Genomic DNA, 19,797 nt, shown 5'->3' with positions numbered 1-19,797 from the left:
TCTGACAGATTACACGGGACAGGCGAACGAGGTGCAAGGGCTTTCGCGCCCAAAGGAATGGCGCAATGACTGTGACTGCGCATTTCTTATCGCCTTATTTTACGCGGATCGCCTCGGACAGACCGGCGCGACGGGACGCGACCCAGCGCGCCAAACAAGAGCGGATCAACGTCTTAACTGCGGGAAACGGCTTGATAAACGCAGCCGCCCAAGGGCCGTATTTATAGTAAAAACAGACGAACAAGCGCCCCATTGCGCCTGTCTGCAATACCTCGTCCCGATAGAGGCGCAGGAACTCCACATCGGGGTGATGGCCATCACCATAGACGCAGGTTGCGACAAAACATTGGAAGCCCTGAGCGTCGGCGGTGTCTTCTTCATCTTCCTGTTCGTCGAGATAATCCGTGCTGTAGCTGTTGGGTTTGAGGAAAATCGAAAAGGCTGGGTCGCTCTCACCGCTTAGGATCGCCTCGCGCTCGGCGTCCACATCGGTAAGATCGACGTGCAGAATTTCGGCGGCCGTTAGAGCCTCGGCGTCCGGGTTCAGATCCGCCCAATATTGTTCAAGCTGGGTCAGCTCCGATGGCGAGAGCGCAAGGTAATAGGCAACGCGCACCTCTGGGCTGACCTCTTCGAAGGTTCTGCAAATCGGCAGGCCATTTTCATCGTTCAGGTCGTCGGGGCCGTTCGCGTATTCATCGGCTGCGATACGCAGGTAGCGCAAATCGAGGATTTCCGGATCGATTCCATCGATGAACCTGTCAAAGGCGGCGTCGCTCAGGTTGTCGCAAAAGCTGGCCCATGTCTGCTGATCAGCAGAGAGCGCCAGTGCGTTGCCATTCACCTGATCGATCAGACCGGCTTCTTCCTCCGGTGTCAGGCTGGCGACGAGCGCGCCGATCTCTGCCGGATCTTCTAGCGACAGGAGATCGTAAAGATCTTCGCGCGTGAATGCAGTCTCTTCCTCAACGACCGGATCTGGGTCTGGAGGAATGCTGCCATCCGGCACGGGAGCATTCAGGGCCGCGACGATATCGTCTACAGGGGAGTCTGCCTGAAAATCGGTGAGCACGGTTTCAAACTCTGACAGCCGCGCGGCAAGACCGACGAGACGGGTACTTCCACCGCTGTCATGAGAGACTAGGAGATCGTCGCCATCGACCGCGGTGCGGTCCATGACGTCAGAGGCGCTCGCATAGTGGTTGCGAAAGCTTATGCCTTCTCCGGCGTCGATATCCAGATCATGGAGGATTGTAAGGCCGTTGGGATCGACCACAAATTGATCCTGACCGGCATCGCCTCGGAGATCGTTCATGCCGGTATCGGCAATCAGGACATCGGCCCCATCCTCGCCCCAAAGCGAGTCAGTGCCATCACCAGACCGAAGGAAATCATCGCCTGTGCCGCCAAACAGGGTATCATTGCCTTCGCCGCCATCCAACGCATCGCTGCCGGCGTATCCTGACAGGATGTCGCCGCCGATATTGCCCGATAGCGTGTCGTCAAATGCCGAGCCGTGCAGGTCGTCGTCGTAATCTGCGGCGGGATCGACCATTTGGTCATGACCCGAGATCGAGACGCCGGTGGTTCCAGTTGAAAATTCGAATTTTACGATCTCATAGGGCTGAAGCGTCACCGTGAGATCACCAGTCGCGGTCAGTGTGCTCTCGTTCAGGATATCGACATAGGGCCGCGCGTATATCGACAGGGGGTCACCTTCATCGAGATCCGACGTCGTTGGATCGTCCAAGGCACCAAGCCGCTCAGCCCAAACATGATGGTAGTCTGTTAAGAGGCTTCCAGTATCCAGCGTAACGTCGATATCGACGCCACTGCGGGAGGAGATGAAGATCACTGTCTTTTCGGTGCCTCCGTAGGCATGCATCACCAACTGCTCGGTCTGATCGGCAGTACGCTCGTCGGCGGGAACATCCAGTGCGTCACGCAGTGAACTGTCGGTATCGAGATCAAGCACCCTGAGGCCGCGAATGCTTGAGGACATCATGCGATAGATTTCACCCGCTGGCGTGAGTGAATAGTCTTTCCCACCGGGGGCGTCGGGATCGTTCTCAAGTTCGGCCAGACGGGTGCGTAGATTATAGTATTGGGTGCCCCAAATGGCGGCGTGATCTATGCCGCGCTCCAGCATGACTCGCATCGTTTCCAACATGCCGGATGCTTGGGCCAAGCCGGTATCGGTTTCGGTGCTTGTCGCCATGTTCCATTCGGAAACGTAGTAGGACAATTCCTTGTCCACGCCTTCGAGGTTTTGCCAATCATCCAAGCGATCGAAATGGACCTGACGGTCCGTGGCGACGGTATAACTGGACGGGTAATAATGGGTAGAGACTGCATCAATCGCCGCTCGTGATGAAAGCGACAGTTGCTCAAAGATGGCCTCGTTATCTTGTGGTCGCCAGCCGGGGGCTGACTGGACGCTGATCTCGGGCATCACCCACGCAGAATCGTCCGCTTGCTCTGCCTGGTAGAGATCGAAGAGGGACTGCATACCAGAGGCCAGATGCTCGACGATATGTCCGTATTCCTCCGGCGTTTGCCGTTCGTTCTTGTACCAGAATTCGTTTCCGATCTCGAATTTTTCGATAAAGGCGTGGCCGTAGTCGCCACGGACCATTTCATCGACACGATCCAGAATGCGGTAGAGTCCGAATGTGCTTGGAATGCGAAAGCCGTCCTCGTCCGTCTCATCGGAAAAATAATTGTCTGTGGGAAGTGTGAAATCGACGGCGATGCCCTTGTCGATGGCATACGAGAACATCGCGGGCGTTGTCACGATACGCGGTGCGCCGTCATCGGACAGGCCGCTGGGGCGAGAGACATCGAACAACCGTTCGACAATGCCTGACCCCGGTGCAAAATTTTCTTCGGTGACGGTGCCGCCGGGAAAACGGAGGCCGGACCACCCCATATCGGCGAACATCCGGTCAAACGGGCCGCCTGGGTCCAAATAGTCGCGGGTGTAGATCGCATTCGCTTCGAAGTGATCGTCCTCGACGACGTCACTTTTATATCCGGCCTCTGAAAGAAGAACCGTCCGCGAATACATTTGCTCAACTCGTACAGTAACTACATTGACCCACCATACGCGTTTTAATGTTTAAAATATGGCATAAGATTTTTCGGCCCAGCCGGAGAACCGACCGAGCCAAACCGCCCATTCCAATGGCGAATGATTAAAAGAGCGGCATCATGGTGCGCATGGTGTCGAGCCATTGGTCGCCCTCCAGCGCCCAGACCATCAGAAGGGGCAACACCACCATGCCGGAGCAGATGATGAAGAGCGACAAGAACAATCCACGAAACATGTAACCTCCATTGGTTGATGTGACTGGAGATTGGTCGCGATCGGCTTCCGGCGATGAGGCAGGGTGTCGCAGCGATGTGCCACTCGTTGCCGCCGTGACACGCAGACTGCGCGCGCTAAATGGCGCCAGATGAAACAGGAAGCGCTTCAGGTTGTTTGGTTCAAGCGGGATTTACGCGTTGAGGACAACGCCGCTCTGGCGCGGGCGGCTGAGCGCGGGCCGGTGCTGCCTCTCTACATCGTGGAGCCTGATTACTGGCGAGAGCCGGATGCCAGCCACCGCCATTGGCGCTTCGCAGCGCAGTCAATCGCCGCGCTAAACTTAAACCTCGCAGACCGCGGACAGCCGCTGGTGATCCAGTTTGGCGAGGCAGTGGCGGTTTTGGACAGCATCCACAAGACGCATGTCATCGCCACCCTATGGTCGCACATGGAGACAGGAAATCACTGGACATTCATGCGTGACAGGCGGGTGGCCGGCTGGTGCCGTGATAACGGCATCCCTTGGCATGAGCCACGCCAGTTCGGCGTGATCCGACCGCTGCCGAACCGCGATGGCTGGGCAAAAGCATGGGATCGGCAAATGCGTGCGCCGCAATCGGCAGCGCCCATTGCGTTGCGCCCGATTGCGAACATGACAAGTGATCCTCTACCGAGCCCCGAGCAATTAGGGCTTGCGCCTGATGGGGGGAGTGCTTGCCAAAAAGGCGGGCGGGAGGCGGGCCTGACGCTGCTGGAGAGCTTCATGGAGCAGCGCGGGAGAACCTATCGGCGGGCGATGTCCAGCCCGCTTGAAGGGGCGGATGCGTGTTCACGCTTGTCGCCACACCTGACATGGGGAACGCTCTCCATCAGGGAAGTTGCCCAAGCGGCATGGGCGCGACAGGAGAGCGCCCGTTCGGAAGGGACGCGCACTGGATGGACCGGCGCGATGACCTCCTTTCTTTCGCGGCTGCATTGGCATTGCCATTTCATCCAGAAATTGGAGGACGCGCCGCGCATTGAATGGCAAAACTTGCATCCCGCCTATGACGGGCTGCGCCCAAACGCACCGGACAGCCCTCTTCTCGCGGCGTGGCAGACAGGTCAGACGGGACTGCCCTTCCTCGACGCATGTATGCGATCTCTCGAAGCGACGGGCTGGTTGAACTTTCGCATGCGGGCGATGGTGATGGCTGTGGCAAGCTACCATCTCTGGCTCGATTGGCGGGCGCCTGGCCTGCATCTGGCGCGGATGTTCACCGATTACGAGCCCGGCATCCACTGGTCACAGGTGCAGATGCAATCGGGTACAACAGGAATGAACACGATCCGTGTCTATAATCCAGTAAAGCAAGGGCTGGATCAGGATCCCGACGGACTATTCATCGCAAGATGGGTGCCGGAACTGGCCGGCCTCCCTGCTGCTGCGCGACACCGGCCTTGGGCCTATGCAGAGGGCCAGCGCCTACTCGGGCGGGACTATCCGCATCCCGTTGTTGAACCAGCGGCGGCCGCCAAAAACGCGAAAGACCGGCTTTGGGCGATACGGAAAGCGCCGGAACATCGCCACGCCGCTGAAAAGCTCGTGGCGCGTCATGCCAGCCGTGCTCCGACGCGCCGCTCGAAAAAGCGCAAGAACCCGCCATCTTCGACGCCGCAACAGTTAACTTTGAGATTTGACTGATAAAGCCGCGTGGAAACGTTGATTGATCCGCTTCGCGGAGGTGCTGCGTAGAAGGATAAATTGACGAGGGATTTTGTTCTCATGAACCGTACTGTTGTAACTTGTATCGCGCTTGCGATCGGCCTCTGCGCGGCGTTTGCGGGGGGCAGCTACGCGCAGACAATGCCTGCTATCGAGATGAAATCCCTTGATGGGAAAACTGTGAATTGGCCGCGTGAGCTGCCTGCGGAGCGCACGGCGGTAATTCTCGCCTACGAGCGCGACCAGCAAGCGGACGTTGAGGCTTGGGTGCAGGAGTTGGGACTTCCCAGCGATGGCCCTTATGCGCAAGTGCTTGTGTTGGGGCGCGGTGCCTCGCTGGCGCGGAGCTTTATTGATGGTGGTTTGCGCAGTGCGTTTGATGACGCGACCGAGGCGCGGACATTTACGCTCTATGTACGGCCCGAGACGCTGAACGGTCCGCTGGGCATAGCGACGACACAGGCAGTGACTGTTCTGCTGGTGGACAGAAGCGGCCGGATCATCATGCGGCACGAAGGCGCGCCGACGGCAACGGCGGTAGCGGCGGTGAGGAGCGCCCTTTAACCGCCTGCGTCAGGAAGAGGAGCGCGATCGAAGGCCGAACACGCGCGCGCAAACGCGCCCGATGCCCAGACCGATTGCAAGACCAATGATATCTGCAAGGAAATCGGCCATGTCGCGGGATCGCCCGACGAGCGGTTGAACGAGTTCGATCCCGCCACCGAGGAGAACCCCGCAAGCCAAGACTGCCCACAGTGCGCGCGGGTAGAAAAGCGCTGAGGGCAGCACATAAAGCGCGAAAGAACCCGCGTGCAGGAGTTTATCGATTGGCAAGCTGTTGGTTCTTGGGAGGACTTGTGGCGTCAACGTGCCCCAAACGATCAGCATCGCCAAGACGACCGTGCCGCCCAAAGCAAAGGGTTTTCGACGAATGAGGGACACCAGACTTCCTGTTTTTGGGCGCTGCTCTGCGGTTTATACCCCTGTAGAGGGGAATTTGGCCGAGGTCCATCGCGGGGGCGCATCTCAAGCGGATCTGTGCTGGAGGCGGTTTTGGATGGCAATTCGTGGGAAACGGAGTGAAAGTTCCCGCAAAGGCCGAAACACTACACGAAGCGGGTCAGGATGGCAGAAACCAGAGAACAGGCGGCGATGACCGCGCGTATTGGCATACTTGATGGTGCCCGAACAGCGGCGATTGTTGCGATGGTCATTTATCACATCGTTTTTGATCTCGAGCTGTTTGGTTGGGTTTCACGCGGGACAGCGATGAGCCCGCCTTGGCGGTTACTGGCGATTTGCACGGCGAGCAGTTTTCTGGTGATTTCAGGCATCAGCCTTGCTCTCCGGCAGCACAGGCACGGCGCGCTTTCCGGCTTCTTTCGCCGTTGGGCGCAGGTGGCAGTTGGCGCGGCGCTCGTATCGGTTGGAACATATATCGCGCTGCCTGATGCGTTTGTATTCTTTGGCATTCTCCATGCAATAGCGGCTTGCTTGCTCATCGGCCTCGTGCTTGTGACCCTCCCTGCGCCGCTGCTGGTGGGAATGGCTGCTTTTGTCATCTCTCTGCCTTTTTGGGCGCAGTCCGATGTTTTCAATCACCCGTTGCTATGGTGGACTGGGCTGCAAACAGCGCGGTTTTCTGCGGTGGACTATATCCCGCTCGCCCCGTGGCTGGGACCATTCATTCTGGGCCTTGCATTTGGCAAGGTCGCGGTGCGCAGCGGTGCCTTTGCGCGATTATCGCATGTAACCATCCCCTATTGGGCAGCGGTTCCCGGACGGTATTCACTCCTGATCTACCTTTTGCACCAACCGCTCCTCTTCGCGGTCTTTTCGGTTGCAAGGCTGGCGCTTTGAGCATCGCACCTGTCGAAATCAGGATGACGTCGCGCGGCACGGGCTTTATATATTATCACAGGGCTCATGCGTCTCTTCGACATGGCTCGGAATAATCAAGCAGGATCACCGGCGGATGAAGAAACTTGGCCTTGATGCGACGGATATCCGGATTCTGAGCGCCATCCAGAACCACGGACAACTGAGCAAGACCAAGCTTGCCGAGATCGTTAATCTGTCCGCGACGCCCTGCTGGGCGCGGCTGGACCGGCTCAAGACAGCAGGGCTGATCCGAGGCTATAATGCCAAGATTGCATTGGAGCGGATCGGCAATTTCACCCAAGTGATCGTGACCGTATCGCTCAACAGCCACCGGAAAGCGGATTTTGACAGGTTCGAGGCTTTCGTACGCGAGCATGACGAGATCATCGAGTGCATCGCCACCGGCGGCGGCATGGATTACGTCTTGAAGATCGTTTGCCCAAGCCTTGCTGCCTTTCAGGAACTGATGGACACGATGCTGGAGGCAGAGCTGGGGGTCGATCGTTACATGACCTATATCGGGACTCGCGAAGTGAAATCGACGCCGCCGAACCTCGCCAAACTGGCGGCGGGAAGCCTTGTTCCAACGATCCCGACCGATCGGGCCAGAAAGCCGTGAACAATTAGTCTGAACGGGCTGGTTACTGCATAATTTTTAGACCGAAAAAATTTTTCTGGCGGACTAAATCACGGTCAAGCTGTCCGGACATTGTGGTCCCGGGGCGCAGCACTGACAAGGAGATTGAACATGCAGTCAGATGATTTCGGCTTCGGCACTCAAATTCGCAAATCCCCCTATTTCGACGCGACCGTTCGCTGGGGCGCCAAGGGATTTTCCGTCTACAACCACATGTATATTCCGCGTGATTTCGGCGATCCGGAGCAAAACTTCTGGAACCTCGTCAATGACGCGATCCTGTGTGATGTCGCTGTTGAGCGGCAGGTTGAGATCACCGGACCGGATGCAGCAAAATTCACCCAGATGCTGACACCGCGCGACCTGTCGAAAATGGCAGTCGGCCAGTGCAAATACATCCTCATCACCAACGCGGATGGTGGCATCCTGAACGACCCGATCCTGCTGCGCCTTGCCGAGAACCACTTCTGGATCTCGTTGGCTGACAGCGACATCCTCCTCTGGGCGCAGGGCGTGGCCGTGAACTCGGGCCTCGATGTAAAGATCACCGAGCCTGATGTTTCCCCGCTTCAGCTGCAAGGTCCGAAATCCGGCGAGATCATGAAAGACCTCTTCGGCGAAGAGATCATGGACCTCAAATACTACTGGCTGCGTGAGCTGGACCTGGATGGCATTCCGGTTATCGTCTCCCGCACCGGATGGTCGAGCGAGCTGGGCTATGAAATCTACCTGCGCGACGGTTCGCGCGGCGATGACCTGTGGGAACGGATCATGGTGGCAGGTCTGCCGCACGGTCTGAAGCCCGGACACACCTCCTCGATCCGCCGGATCGAAGGCGGGATGCTGTCCTATCACGCCGATGCCGACATCAACACCAACCCGTTCGAGCTGGGCTTCGATCGCCTGGTAAACCTCGACATGGAAGCCGATTTCATCGGCAAGGAAGCCCTACGCAAGATCAAGGAAGAAGGCCCGAAGCGCCAACAGATCGGCCTCGTCATCGACTGCGACCCGCTGCAAGGACCGAACACGACCTTCTGGCCGATCATGATCAACGGCGAAGAGGTTGGAAAAGTGACTTCTGCTGTTTACTCTCCGCGCTTGGAGAAGAATATTGCGCTTGCAATGGTTGCGGCAGAATGGGCCAATCTTGGTGCTGAGGTCGAGGTGGTCACGCGCTCCGGCCCGACGCATGCAACGATTGTCGAGCGTCCGTTCTTTGATCCGAAGAAAGCGATCGCAGCGGCCTGATCGGGCCTGTCCAGGAGGAGCCGGAATGTCACTTTCCATCGAACTGCACTGGCACCGTGACAGCGCGGCTTTTGAGCCGGGCGCCTATTCTGCAGAACACACTGTGCGCTACAACGATCATAACGAGGTTCTCGTCGATGCCGCCCCTGATTGGGGCGGCAAGATCGAAAACACCAACCCCGAGCAGGCGCTGGCATCAGCGCTCTCAAGCTGCCACATGATGACGTTCCTTGCATTATGTGCAAAGGCCGGCTGGCCGGTGGCGAGCTACCACGATTATGCCGAAGCGCATTTGGGAAAGAACCCTAAAGGGCAGATGGCTGTCACGCGGATCGACCTTAATCCGGTGATCCGCTTCGATACCGGCTTTTCGGTCGATGAGCCAACGCTGAAAGAGATGCAGCACCGCGCGCATCGCTACTGCTTCCTCGCCAACACGCTGGCTGATTTCGTGGAAGTCAACATTTTATAAAAAGACGAAAGGATCGGACCGGTGCATGACAGCGGAATTTTGCTTCGAGACCTCGACGAGAACGGCATTCTACGCCTGACCCTGAATGACAGTGCAAAGCGCAACGCACTGTCGGAAGCGATGCTGACAGAGCTGGGGCGCGCGATCGACGAGGCAGGCACCGATCCGGCCGTTCGTGTGGTGGTGCTCGCCGCCACCGGCCCCGCTTTTTGTGCGGGGCATGACCTGAAGGAACTCACCGCCGGACGGCAGGCCGATGATGGTGGCAAAGCGTATTTTGCCAAGATCATGGGGATGTGCTCAGGCGTCATGCAGAGCATCGTCGGATGCCCGAAGCCGGTGATTGCCGAAGTTACGGGCATCGCGACCGCAGCGGGCTGCCAGTTGGTGGCGAGCTGCGACCTGGCCTATGCAGCGGAAAGCGCGAAATTCAGCACGCCGGGCGTGCATATCGGGCTTTTCTGCTCGACGCCGATGGTGGCGCTGTCGCGTAACGTCAGCAACAAACATGCGATGGAAATGCTGCTGACCGGCGACATGACCCCTGCGGCACGCGCTGCCGAAATCGGGCTGGTCAATCGCGCGGTAGCGGATGAAGCCCTGACCGAAACCGCAATGGAAGCCGCGCGCAAGATTGCCGCAAAATCCAGCATGACACTACGCACCGGCAAGCAGGCATTCTATGCGCAGCGCGAAATGCCGCTGGCAGAGGCTTACGATTATGCCTCACAGGTGATGGTCGAAAACATGATGGCTCGCGACGCCGAGGAAGGCATTGGCGCGTTCATCGAAAAGCGCGCACCGAAGTGGCAGGACAGCTGAAAATGAGCACGAACCCATATAACGTGGGCCTCGACCGGACGCCTGCGAACTACCAGCCGTTGACGCCTTTGACCTTTCTAGAACGCGCGGCGACGGTCTTTCCCGATCATACGGCGATTGTGCATGGCGCGTTGCGCCGCAGTTACGCGGAGTTCTATAGCCGCTCGCGGCAGCTGGCATCCGCGCTGACCGCCAAAGGGATCGGGCGCGGCGACACTGTCTCAGCGCTCCTTTCAAACACGCCCGCAATGCTGGAATGCCATTATGGTGTGCCGATGACGGGCGGCGTTCTACATTCGATCAACACCCGCCTTGATGCGGCAATCATTGCCTTTCAGCTGGACCACGCAATGTCGAAGATCGTCATTGCGGATCGCGAGTTCATGCCGCTTTTGCAGGAAGCGCTCGCGCTGTGCGAAGTGTCTCCGCTGGTGATCCAGTACGACGATCCGGAATATACCGGCGCGGGCGGTGATGATGCGGCGTTGGACTATGAAGCCTTTGTCGCAAGCGGTGAGGCAGATTTCGCGTGGCTGATGCCCGAGGATGAATGGGACGCGATCTCGATCAATTACACCTCCGGCACCACAGGCAACCCGAAGGGCGTGGTCTCACATCATCGTGGCGCTTACCTGTTGGCGCAGGGCAATGCGCTGACGACCTCGATGCAGAAACATGCGGTCTATCTGTGGACCCTGCCGATGTTCCATTGCAATGGCTGGTGCTTCCCTTGGACGCTTTCGGCAATTGCTGGCACCCATGTGTGCCTGCGGCAAGTGCGGGCGGAGCCGATCTGGGCTGCACTTGCCGATGAAAAGGTCACGCATCTTTGCGGTGCGCCGATTGTGATGTCGCTGATGATCGGGGCAAGTGCAGACGAGAAGTGGACGCTTGATCATACGGTGCAGTTCTTCACCGCAGCCGCCCCACCGCCGGAATCCGTATTGGCGGCGATGAAAGCAGCCGGCTTTGACGTGACGCACCTTTATGGCCTGACGGAAACCTACGGCCCCGCAGTAGTGAACGACTGGCATGAGAGCTGGTCTGCCCTGCCGCCCGCCGAACAGGCGAAGCTGAAGGCGCGCCAAGGCGTGCGCTACTTGCCGCTCGAGCAGCTGGATGTGCTGGACCCCGAAACCATGCAGCCCGTGCCACGCGATGGCGAGACGATGGGCGAGGTGATGTTTCGCGGGAACGTCGTGATGAAGGGGTATTTCCGCAATGAGGAGGCCACGAAGGAGGCTTTTGAAGGCGGTTGGTTCCACTCGGGCGATCTGGGCGTGATGCACCCTGACGGCTATGTACAGCTGAAGGATCGCTCCAAGGACGTCATTATTTCGGGTGGCGAGAATATCTCCTCTATCGAGGTGGAAGAGGCGCTCTACCGGCATCCGGCAGTTGCGGTCGCAGCTGTGGTGGCCATGCCGCACGAGAAGTGGGGCGAGACGCCCTGTGCCTTTATCGAGCTTACGGCAGGTCATGACGCAGACGCTGATACACTGCGGGGATTCTGCCGTGAGCAACTGGCGGCCTATAAGGTGCCGGGGCGGTTCGTGTTTACCGAAATTCCGCGCACATCGACCGGAAAAATCCAGAAGTTCGTTCTGCGCGAGCAGGCAAAAGCGCTCGACGCATAAGGGAATGGCGCTGCGGCGCCGCTCCTATTTCTCGTAGCCCGTCATCTCAAGATAGCCCTGCCCTGCGTGGCTTCCAGTGACGAACACCGGCCCCTCCCAATAAGGGATACTGGCGTCCATCCATGCCTGCGGGTTGAGGGGGCGAGATGTGATATCAACGCCTTTTGAAGCTACTTCGATCCGCCATGTTACTGGCAAGTCACGATCCGCGACCATTTCGGACGCCAGAGGCGTGAGGCTCAACGCACCGTCGGAGAGCGGCTCGGTCCTTCCATCGGGGTGTATCCAGGTGCCGGAGCGGTAGCGGCTGCCATCTTCGCTGCGCAGCTGGGCGGCCATGAGCCGTTCGCCCGTGTCGAAACTGAGCGAAAACCAGTCCCATCCCTGCTGGGCATCGCTCAAAGGTTGCGAGGACCATTCACGATCCAGCCATGCGGTACCGGAGACCGTCACATCCCCATTGGGAAGGGTCAACGTGCCTGTGACCGAATAGAACGGTTGCGAGTAGTAATAGCTTGCCTGCCCTTCGGACGATTTGACCGAGTAACCGCCCTGCCCGTGGAATATCAGCGGGCCGGTTGCAGTAAGGTCCATGTCATAGGCGAAATCCGCTCCTGCGGCAGACAGGGTCAGTGCGGTGAAATCATCGCCGGTCAACTGCCACTCATCGATCCAAGCGGTAAAAGGATCTGCGTTCACACCCGCCTGCCCAATGCCGCCGCGCGCGAAGCGTTCGGCCGTGAAATGCGACTCGGCTGTCGTGATCGCGGCATGGGCGAACCAAATTTGCGGGCTTTGCCACCCCTCCGCCGGATCAGGCGAGAGGGCGGTGCGAAACAGCGTCCATTGCAGGCCATAGTCGGTGCCAGAGGCGTCTTGGAGATTGGCGGTGAGGTACCACCACTCGATACGGTAGTCGGGATGTGGCCCGTGATCCGCGGGAAAGCTGAAGCTTGGCGCGGGCGTGGGATCGGTGAAACCTTCGACATCCGTAGCCATCCCCGCGAAGCCCTGCGCGAACATGTGTAGGGGCAGGAACATCAGAAGCAGCGACAGGAATACCTTATGTTTCATTTGAGAAAACCTGAAGGAAACGGGCGGGCGTGGTGCGGGCCAGCCGGATTGCGGGCCAGAGAGCCGCGAGAAAGGCGGCAATCAACGAAACCAGCCCCAGCACAGCGTAATCGACGGGGAAGAGATACATTGGCAACTGCCAGCCGAAAGCCTCGACATTGATGACTGAGAGCAAGAGGTAAGCAAGTATCAGGCCCAACGGCAGAGCGAGAAGCAAGGTCAGCGCCGCGAGCGCAGCGGCGCGGGCAAGCTCAAGGCGGCCAAGCTGCTGGCGCGTGATGCCCAGCGCCCAGACGGACGCAAGCTGCGGCACACGCATGCTGGCCATTGTCAGGAGGTTTAACAAAATGGCCGCGCCCGCCACCGCGAGCGTCAGAACGTTGAGCGCGGCTGTAACGGTGAATGTCCGTTCAAACACCGCGCGCGAGGCTACCTTGAGCGCCGATTGATCAATCATTTGGGCGGGTGCAAAGCCGAGTTCCGATTGGAGGCGCTGGGTCAACATATCAGCGCCGCCGCCGAGCACGCCAAATTGGCTGAGCATGGCCGCAGGGTGGAGAGTTTTGAAAAGATCCTCGCCGATGATGACTTGGCCGATCGGATTTCCGTAATCCCCTACAACACCTGCAATAGGCAGCGCCTGATCGGGCGAAATGGGAATGGTATCACCCGGCCAGAGATTAGCCCGCCGCGCCAGTTGCTCGTTGATGATGGCCGCCTCGCCCGCGGCGACCCTTGGCCAAACGGCGCCCTCTTGCGCCAGAAACTGCCAATTTTCAGCATAAACCGGCCCGACCCGCGCGCCGTAGAGATCGGCGCGTTGAGAGCCGATCCGCGTTTCAACCGAAAGCAAAGGCAGCACCGTGACCCCGTCATTTGCCAGCGCTTCGATTGCCGCAGCTTGGGCCTCTGTCTCGGTGCTGACATAGACCTCCGCAAACAGGCGTTGGTCGAGAAAGTCTAAGAATGTCAGGCGGAAACTGGACACCATCGTGGAGACACCGATGTTGGCGGTGATTGCCAATAGGAGCGCCATCATAGAGAGGCCGAGGCGCGGTAATTGCTGGCGGGTATCGGCCCAGAACCACTGAGCGATGGCACCTTTCGCTTGCCTTTCAGCCAGCAGCAGCATCACGGCCAGCAGTGGCGGCAGGCCGAGCGCGGCCCCCAAAAGGAGCGCCGCGACAGAGGCAAAGCCCACAAATAACGAGCCGCCTTTCAGCACCAAGCCAGCGGCAGCGAAGAGGAGCAAAAGCGCGACGACGGATTGCGCACGCCATCCACGCGCGGTTTGCATCGCCCAGATCTGCGGATCGCGCCCAGCGCGGAGCGGCAGGCGGCTCATCCGCCAGATGGCGCTCGCAGCCGCCGCAGCGCCGCCAAGAAGGGCAATCCCAAGACTGGAGAGCCACCATGAAGGGTGCAATTGCAGCGTCCCCGCGACCTGTGCGCCGTACAGTCCGCGCAACGTCGCTGCGACATCGGGTAGGAGGCTGGCGGCAAGGAAATACCCCAAAACCACGCCAATTAATCCGGCAAAGAGGGAAATCAGCGCGATTTCGGCAATGAGCATCGTCATCAGAAAACGCATGGAAAGGCCCATTGTCCGCAAGGCGCGCACCATCGCGCGGCGCTGCTCAAATGCCAGCCCAACCGCGCCGTAGACGATGAAGATACCGACCGCGAAGCTGAGGATGCCAAAGGCCGTGAGGTTGAGGTGAAAGCTGTCGGTCAATTGCGCCGTATCGGAGCCAGCCTGAGCCGGTTGCAAGATCAGATCAGGCGCGACATCCGAAAGTGCGGGCAGCCGCAATGGCAGATTGGCTGCGACAACAAGCCGGCTGAGTTGGTTGGGCTTATCAAGAAGTGTTTGAGCCAAGCCAATATCCGCAAGCGCGGTGCCTTGCGTGATATCCGCGTTGGGGATGACGTCTGCCGACACCACGCTGGCGAGCGATGCCGCATCGACGGGATGGGCGAGGACAACATCTCCACTTAGAAAACGCGCGAAGGGCACCGTTGCCGCCTGTGCGGCCGCTCCGGTTCCGGCTGGCATGGTCAAGGGATCAATACCGAGGAGCATGACCTCGCTCTCGGGCAGTGTGAGGCGCCCTTCCAACACAGGCGCGACCAACCAACCGGCGCGGCGCAATGCGACGAACCTGTCTTGTGGGATGGTATCCCCAGCGCGGGGGAGTAACTGATCGTAGCGCCCCTCGCCCACCACTGCCGCTGCTGCTGCGTAACTGGCGCGGGCTTCGGTATTGAGCGCCTGCACGCCCGACCATAAGGCAGTTGCTAAAGCGAGGCCCGCAATCATTGTCAGAAGCTGCAACAGATTGCGCCGCCAGTAGGACCAGAGCGCAGAAAGAGCCGCAGCTATCATGAAAGGCATCCGTGGCTTAGGTGATGCTGGCGCGACATACGCGCCGCGAGCACCGAAGAGTGCGTGACGAGAACGAGCGCGGTTCCGGCTTCCGAGACGAGACGGGACAACTGATCAAGAACCCTATCGGCGGTTTCTTCATCGAGGTTTCCGGTGGGCTCATCAGCCAGAATGAGTGCCGGACGTGCGGCAAGCGTACGGGCGATGGCGACCCGTTGCTGCTGCCCGCCGGACAGCTCCTCGGGATATTTGGCAAGTTGATCGCCGAGCCCGAGAGCGTCGATCAAGGTGGCCGCCCAAGCTGGATCATCCCGCCCCGCGAGGCGCGCCTGAAACCGGATATTATCCCGCACCGTCAGCGAGGGGATCAGATTGAATTGCTGGAAGATGATGCCAATCTTCTCGCGGCGTAGAGCGGCCCGCCCTGCGTCATCGAGGGCCGTCACCTCCTGCCCGTTGACTGAAATCCGCCCGCCATCGGCCCTGTCCAACCCGCCGATCAGATGCAGGAGCGTACTTTTGCCAGAACCGGACTCGCCGGTCAGGGCCAGTGCTTCTCCGGCCGCGAGCGACAGGCTGATGCCCTGCAAGACGGGCACTGTGCCGTCAGGACCGGTGTAGGATTTCGTGAGGTCTTGGATCTCGAGCAGCATGCCGCCTCCTTTTGTGCACAAGGTATGGCATGAGGAGGCGATGGAAAGAGGGAAGTGAGCGATAGGCTGGCCACATGACCTAACCTGCCGCAATCTCCACCGAGAACAGCTCGGAAGGCTCTATCGCGAGATCGAGGCCCAGCTTGATCCCGACGGCCAGCACCAACATCGCGAGAAGAATGCGCAATTGTTCTGCTTTGAGGAGGAGCCCGATGCGGCTGCCGATTTGCGCGCCAACAACGCCGCCGATGATCAGGAGAACGGCAAGAACGGTATCGACGGTATGGCTGTTGATAGCATGCATCATGGTTGTGTAGCCTGACACCACAATGATCTGAAAAAGCGATGTGCCGACCACGACTTTCGTTGGCATGCCAAGAATATAGATCATCGCAGGCACAATCACGAAGCCGCCGCCGACGCCCATAATGGCGGAGAGCACGCCGACAAAGAAACCCACAATGAGGGGCGGAAACACCGAAATGTAGAGCCCTGACGTGCGAAACCGAATGCGCCAGGGCATCGCGTGAACCCAGTCACGCCCCGAGCGCTTACGCTTGGGTTTTGGCCCTTGCACCTTGGAGGCGCGCAGGGCTTGCAGGCTTTCGACAAACATCAAGGCGCCGATCAGGCCAAGAAAAACAACGTAAAAGAGGCTCACCAAGAGATCGACCTGCCCAAGCGCGCGTAAGGCCTCAAAGATCGTGATGCCGACGGTTGAGCCGGCAAGCCCGCCGATCATCAGCGCCGTGCCCATGCGAAAATCCACCGTGCGACGCCGCATGTGGGTGAGGATCGCGGAAAAGGACGACGCGACGATCTGGTTGGCAGAGGTTGCGACCGCCACGGCTGGCGGAATGCCAATGAGAAACAAAAGCGGGGTGATCAAGAACCCGCCACCAACGCCAAACACCCCAGAGAGGAAGCCAACCATCAGACCGATCGACAAAAGAAGTGGCCCGTGGACCGAGACTTCGGCGATGGGGAGATAGATATGCATGGGCTTGGCCCCGATTGGCGTGACGCTTCCGTCCCTACGCCTGCTATGCGCTGAGCGCAATGGTCGCCACCCATTCGGACAAAGCCGTCGCCATCCTAGTCCCGCGCGTAGACATCCTCGTAGCGAACGATGTCATCTTCTCCAAGGTAACCGCCTGTTTGCACTTCAATGAGCACCATCGGCAGCTTGCCCGGATTTTCGAGACGGTGTTTTTCGCCTAACGGAACATAGACAGACTGGTTTTCAGAGATGAGGCGCGTCTCGTCTCCGATAGTCATCTTTGCGGTTCCTTCCACCACGACCCAATGTTCGGACCGGTGGAGGTGCGATTGCAAACTGAGCGCGGCACCCGGCTTGACGACGATCCGTTTAACCTGAAATCGGTCAGAGCGCGCAAGGCATTCATACCATCCCCAGGGGCGGTGGTTTCGAGGGAATGTGTCGGCCTGGCGCGTTTGTTTTTGCTCAAGAGCTTCAACAGCCTGTCTGACGTCCTGCGCGCGGGATCTGTCGGCGACTAAAACCGCATCAGGCATGGCCACCACTATGATATTTTCGATGCCGAGGCCTACCAATTCCAGCCCTTCATCCTCGGATCTGAGCAATGTGTTTTTGCACTCCAACGCTGTAACTGCGCCAGACGTTACAACCCCGTCCTGATCCGGTGTGCTCTCGCGCCACACGGCATCCCAGCCACCAAGGTCAGACCACCCCCCGCCAAAGGGAACAACCGCGAGGTTCTGCGCCCGCTCCATGATGGCAAAGTCGATAGAGATATCGGGCACATCGCTCCATGCCTGAGGATCAAGGCGGAAGAACCCGAGATCCGGCTTGCCATGGTCGATAGCTGCCGTGACCGGTGCGACGAGGTCGGGAGCGTACTCTTTGAACGCTTCAATTAGGGTTTTCGCGGAGAACATGAAAATCCCAGCGTTCCATAAGTGACGTCCGGAAGTGCTCATCTCTTCGGCGCGCGCAAGGTCGGGTTTTTCGACGAAGCGGAGGAGGTCAATGGTTTTGCGATCCTCTGAAGACACCTCGTCGGAGAGTTCAAGATAACCGTAACCAGTTTCCGGATGGGTGGGCGTAATGCCGAACGTCACAATCCTGCCCTCCTCTGCCGCAATGCGCCCAAGGGCGACTGCATCTTGGAAGGCCTTTACGTCGGGAATAACGTGATCGGATGGCGCGACCAGCATCAGCGCGTGCGGATCGTCCTTTTGAAACCAAAGTGCGGCCGCGAGAATGGCGGGGGCGGTGTTGCGCCCTAATGGTTCGAGCAGGATTGAGCCGGGGTCAATGCCGGCTTCCTGAAGCTGCTCCGATACAATGAACCGGAAATCTGAATGGGTCAGCACCAGAGGTGGCGCAAACTCATCGCCCACGACGCGCTTGGCGGAGGCTTGAAACAATGTCTCCTTGCCCGAGAGCGGCGCAAACTGCTTCGGGTAAGATTTGCGCGACAATGGCCACAGCCGAGACCCAGACCCACCGGCCAGAAGGATCGGGTGAATAGGTTTCGGCACGGTTACTTCCCTATCTAGGACTGTCTCGCATTCTCAAGGACTAGGCATAGGGCACGCAGAACACAAGCGAGACGTGCACGCCAAAGGTGTATTCGCCTGTCACTCTATCTGCGCTCATCGTAAAGAAAGTATTAAGAGGATTGGGCCATACAGAAACAGACTTTCAGAGACTTCTAAGCCGCTCCGCGATTTCTGGCATTCGCTTCAAGGTGTTTTCAATGTGATCGCGCCAACGTGGACCCGTCATGAGAGCATGAGGAATAGGCCTATAAAAGTATGCCTATCAAAAAAATGTTTTGCGAGGCAAAACCTCGGAGAGTTTATCAGCAGCATCTCCAAAAGCCCTCAAATCTGCGCCAAGAACCCCTCAAACTCCGCATCTTCAATCGGCACCACATTCTCGGGCGCGGGATAAGCACCACTGTCAACGTCCGTGCGGAACTCGGAGAAGGCGGCGATCCGCTCTTGTTGTAATCGTGCAAATTCAGCGGCGAAGTCTCGGTAGGTTTTGGCGTGGCGCGGTTTATGGCCGCGCGTGAAGCCAAGGACGTCTTCTGCAAAGAGATACTGTGCGTCCGCCCCTGAGCCTGCGCCCATGCCGAGCATCACAAGCGATGTGCGCTTGCTGATCTCGGCTGCCACACGGTCAGGGACGACCTCCAGCTCGGCGCCGAATGCCCCGACTGCCTCCAAAGCTTGCACATGGCGCCAAACTTCGAGCGCGCTGGCCGTGGTTTTGCCGACAGCTTTGAACCCGCCCGTCCAAGTTGCTTTGGACGGGATCAAACCGACATGGCTGACAACGGGAATGCCGTCATCGGCCAGCGCTTTGATCGTGCCGAGAGACGAGGCGCAATAGACACAATCGCCGCCGATCTGCATGGCGCGATGCGCGGCGCGTTGATAATCCTCAAGCGTGACTAGCTGCCCGTAGAGGAGCCCCACCTGCACAAAGCAGGTGCCAGACGCCTCGCGCATCTCGGGCGTCCATAAGGGATCAATGATCGACAGCATGTCGATCCCCGCCTCCGCTGCAGCGGCGGCCTCTTCGGGCGTTTCAACGAAGAGCATCGTCAGGGTGCGCTTGCCTTTAAGCGCGCGGATATCGGCGACGGTGGGGCGCGCGCTACGCATCGGACAGCTCGATCAAGACGCGCCCGCTTTCGACCTTCACCGGATAGGTATTGAGGTTTACGCAAGCCGGTGCACGCAACGCCTCGCCCGTGCGATAGTCGAATGTCGCGTTATGTTTAGGGCACTCGATTTCGTATTCCATAACCAAGCCGCCCTCGAGGTGGACCTCTTCGTGGGTGCAGCGGCCATCGGTGCAGAAAAACTCTCCGTCGGGTGAATGATAAATGGCAAAAGTCCGGTCACGATGGTCGAAACGGATCAGGTCTTCTTCGTCGATGTCGGAGGTTGCGCAGGCGTCAATCCAGGGCATGT

18 protein-coding genes are annotated in these 19,797 nt (G+C 58.9%); 8 read left to right on the top strand and 10 right to left on the bottom strand.

What is annotated here, in order from left to right; all coding sequences use genetic code 11:
• Positions 1-94: 94 nt before the first annotated feature.
• Positions 95-3,067 (bottom strand): calcium-binding protein, encoded by a 2,973-nt coding sequence (locus AB1E42_RS04765; protein WP_368345853.1) that lies wholly within the window; start codon positions 3,065-3,067, stop codon positions 95-97.
• A 127-nt stretch (positions 3,068-3,194) separates the two neighbouring features.
• Entirely contained in the window at positions 3,195-3,326 is a 132-nt protein-coding gene (locus AB1E42_RS04760) for a hypothetical protein (RefSeq protein ID WP_368345852.1), read from the bottom strand.
• Between the two features lie 129 nt (positions 3,327-3,455).
• Between AB1E42_RS04760 and AB1E42_RS04755 the strand changes: the two genes are divergently transcribed.
• On the top strand, positions 3,456-4,991 hold the full coding sequence (locus AB1E42_RS04755; RefSeq protein WP_368345851.1) for an FAD-binding domain-containing protein: 1,536 nt from the start codon (positions 3,456-3,458) through the stop codon (positions 4,989-4,991).
• Between the two features lie 81 nt (positions 4,992-5,072).
• Complete coding sequence (locus AB1E42_RS04750) at positions 5,073-5,576, top strand: hypothetical protein (RefSeq protein ID WP_368345850.1); 504 nt, start codon at positions 5,073-5,075, stop codon at positions 5,574-5,576.
• Positions 5,577-5,585: 9 nt separating this feature from the next.
• On the opposite strand, the gene AB1E42_RS04745 is transcribed toward AB1E42_RS04750, so the two are convergent.
• Positions 5,586-5,954 carry a VanZ family protein gene (locus AB1E42_RS04745; RefSeq protein WP_368345849.1) on the bottom strand — a complete coding sequence of 123 codons (369 nt, stop codon included), beginning with the start codon at positions 5,952-5,954 and terminating at the stop codon, positions 5,586-5,588.
• A 183-nt stretch (positions 5,955-6,137) separates the two neighbouring features.
• On the opposite strand from AB1E42_RS04745, the gene AB1E42_RS04740 reads away from it, so the two are divergent.
• The 6 genes from AB1E42_RS04740 to AB1E42_RS04715 all read left to right on the top strand — a co-directional run bounded on the left by AB1E42_RS04740 (position 6,138) and on the right by AB1E42_RS04715 (position 11,712).
• The gene (locus AB1E42_RS04740) at positions 6,138-6,872 is read left to right on the top strand and encodes a heparan-alpha-glucosaminide N-acetyltransferase (protein ID WP_368345848.1); all 735 of its coding nucleotides are present in this window, start codon (positions 6,138-6,140) and stop codon (positions 6,870-6,872) included.
• A gap of 115 nt (positions 6,873-6,987) precedes the next feature.
• Entirely contained in the window at positions 6,988-7,512 is a 525-nt protein-coding gene (locus AB1E42_RS04735; protein ID WP_368345847.1) for an Lrp/AsnC family transcriptional regulator, read from the top strand.
• 129 nt (positions 7,513-7,641) lie between these two features.
• Positions 7,642-8,781 carry a glycine cleavage T C-terminal barrel domain-containing protein gene (locus AB1E42_RS04730; RefSeq protein WP_368345846.1) on the top strand — a complete coding sequence of 380 codons (1,140 nt, stop codon included), beginning with the start codon at positions 7,642-7,644 and terminating at the stop codon, positions 8,779-8,781.
• A 25-nt stretch (positions 8,782-8,806) separates the two neighbouring features.
• Positions 8,807-9,253, top strand: coding sequence for an OsmC family protein (locus AB1E42_RS04725; protein WP_368345845.1), 447 nt, complete (start codon positions 8,807-8,809; stop codon positions 9,251-9,253).
• A gap of 21 nt (positions 9,254-9,274) precedes the next feature.
• Positions 9,275-10,075 carry an enoyl-CoA hydratase gene (locus AB1E42_RS04720; RefSeq protein ID WP_368345844.1) on the top strand — a complete coding sequence of 267 codons (801 nt, stop codon included), beginning with the start codon at positions 9,275-9,277 and terminating at the stop codon, positions 10,073-10,075.
• Between the two features lie 2 nt (positions 10,076-10,077).
• The gene (locus AB1E42_RS04715) at positions 10,078-11,712 is read left to right on the top strand and encodes an acyl-CoA synthetase (protein ID WP_368345843.1); all 1,635 of its coding nucleotides are present in this window, start codon (positions 10,078-10,080) and stop codon (positions 11,710-11,712) included.
• A 24-nt stretch (positions 11,713-11,736) separates the two neighbouring features.
• On the opposite strand, the gene AB1E42_RS04710 is transcribed toward AB1E42_RS04715, so the two are convergent.
• From AB1E42_RS04710 to AB1E42_RS04680, 7 genes are all read right to left on the bottom strand, one after another.
• The gene (locus AB1E42_RS04710; RefSeq protein ID WP_368345842.1) at positions 11,737-12,786 is read right to left on the bottom strand and encodes a lipocalin-like domain-containing protein; all 1,050 of its coding nucleotides are present in this window, start codon (positions 12,784-12,786) and stop codon (positions 11,737-11,739) included.
• Complete coding sequence (locus tag AB1E42_RS04705) at positions 12,776-15,172, bottom strand: FtsX-like permease family protein (protein WP_368345841.1); 2,397 nt, start codon at positions 15,170-15,172, stop codon at positions 12,776-12,778. Before AB1E42_RS04705 ends, AB1E42_RS04710 begins: the two co-directional genes overlap by 11 nt.
• The gene (locus tag AB1E42_RS04700; protein ID WP_368345840.1) at positions 15,169-15,825 is read right to left on the bottom strand and encodes an ABC transporter ATP-binding protein; all 657 of its coding nucleotides are present in this window, start codon (positions 15,823-15,825) and stop codon (positions 15,169-15,171) included. The genes AB1E42_RS04705 and AB1E42_RS04700 overlap by 4 nt, the downstream gene beginning before the upstream one ends.
• 79 nt (positions 15,826-15,904) lie before the next feature.
• The gene (locus AB1E42_RS04695) at positions 15,905-16,825 is read right to left on the bottom strand and encodes a sulfite exporter TauE/SafE family protein (RefSeq protein WP_368345839.1); all 921 of its coding nucleotides are present in this window, start codon (positions 16,823-16,825) and stop codon (positions 15,905-15,907) included.
• Positions 16,826-16,920: 95 nt separating this feature from the next.
• Positions 16,921-18,351 (bottom strand): mannose-1-phosphate guanylyltransferase/mannose-6-phosphate isomerase, encoded by a 1,431-nt coding sequence (locus AB1E42_RS04690; protein ID WP_368345838.1) that lies wholly within the window; start codon positions 18,349-18,351, stop codon positions 16,921-16,923.
• A 345-nt stretch (positions 18,352-18,696) separates the two neighbouring features.
• On the bottom strand, positions 18,697-19,485 hold the full coding sequence (locus AB1E42_RS04685; protein WP_368345837.1) for a 3-methyl-2-oxobutanoate hydroxymethyltransferase: 789 nt from the start codon (positions 19,483-19,485) through the stop codon (positions 18,697-18,699).
• A complete protein-coding gene (locus AB1E42_RS04680; protein ID WP_368345836.1) occupies positions 19,478-19,795 on the bottom strand; it encodes a MocE family 2Fe-2S type ferredoxin in 318 nt (105 codons plus the stop codon). Before AB1E42_RS04680 ends, AB1E42_RS04685 begins: the two co-directional genes overlap by 8 nt.
• Positions 19,796-19,797: the final 2 nt, after the last annotated feature.

Source organism: Pelagovum sp. HNIBRBA483, assembly GCF_040931995.1.
GTDB lineage: Bacteria > Pseudomonadota > Alphaproteobacteria > Rhodobacterales > Rhodobacteraceae > JAEPMR01.
The sequence above is the reverse complement of the archived record's forward strand: the minus strand, read 5'-3'. Positions and strand labels throughout refer to the sequence as shown.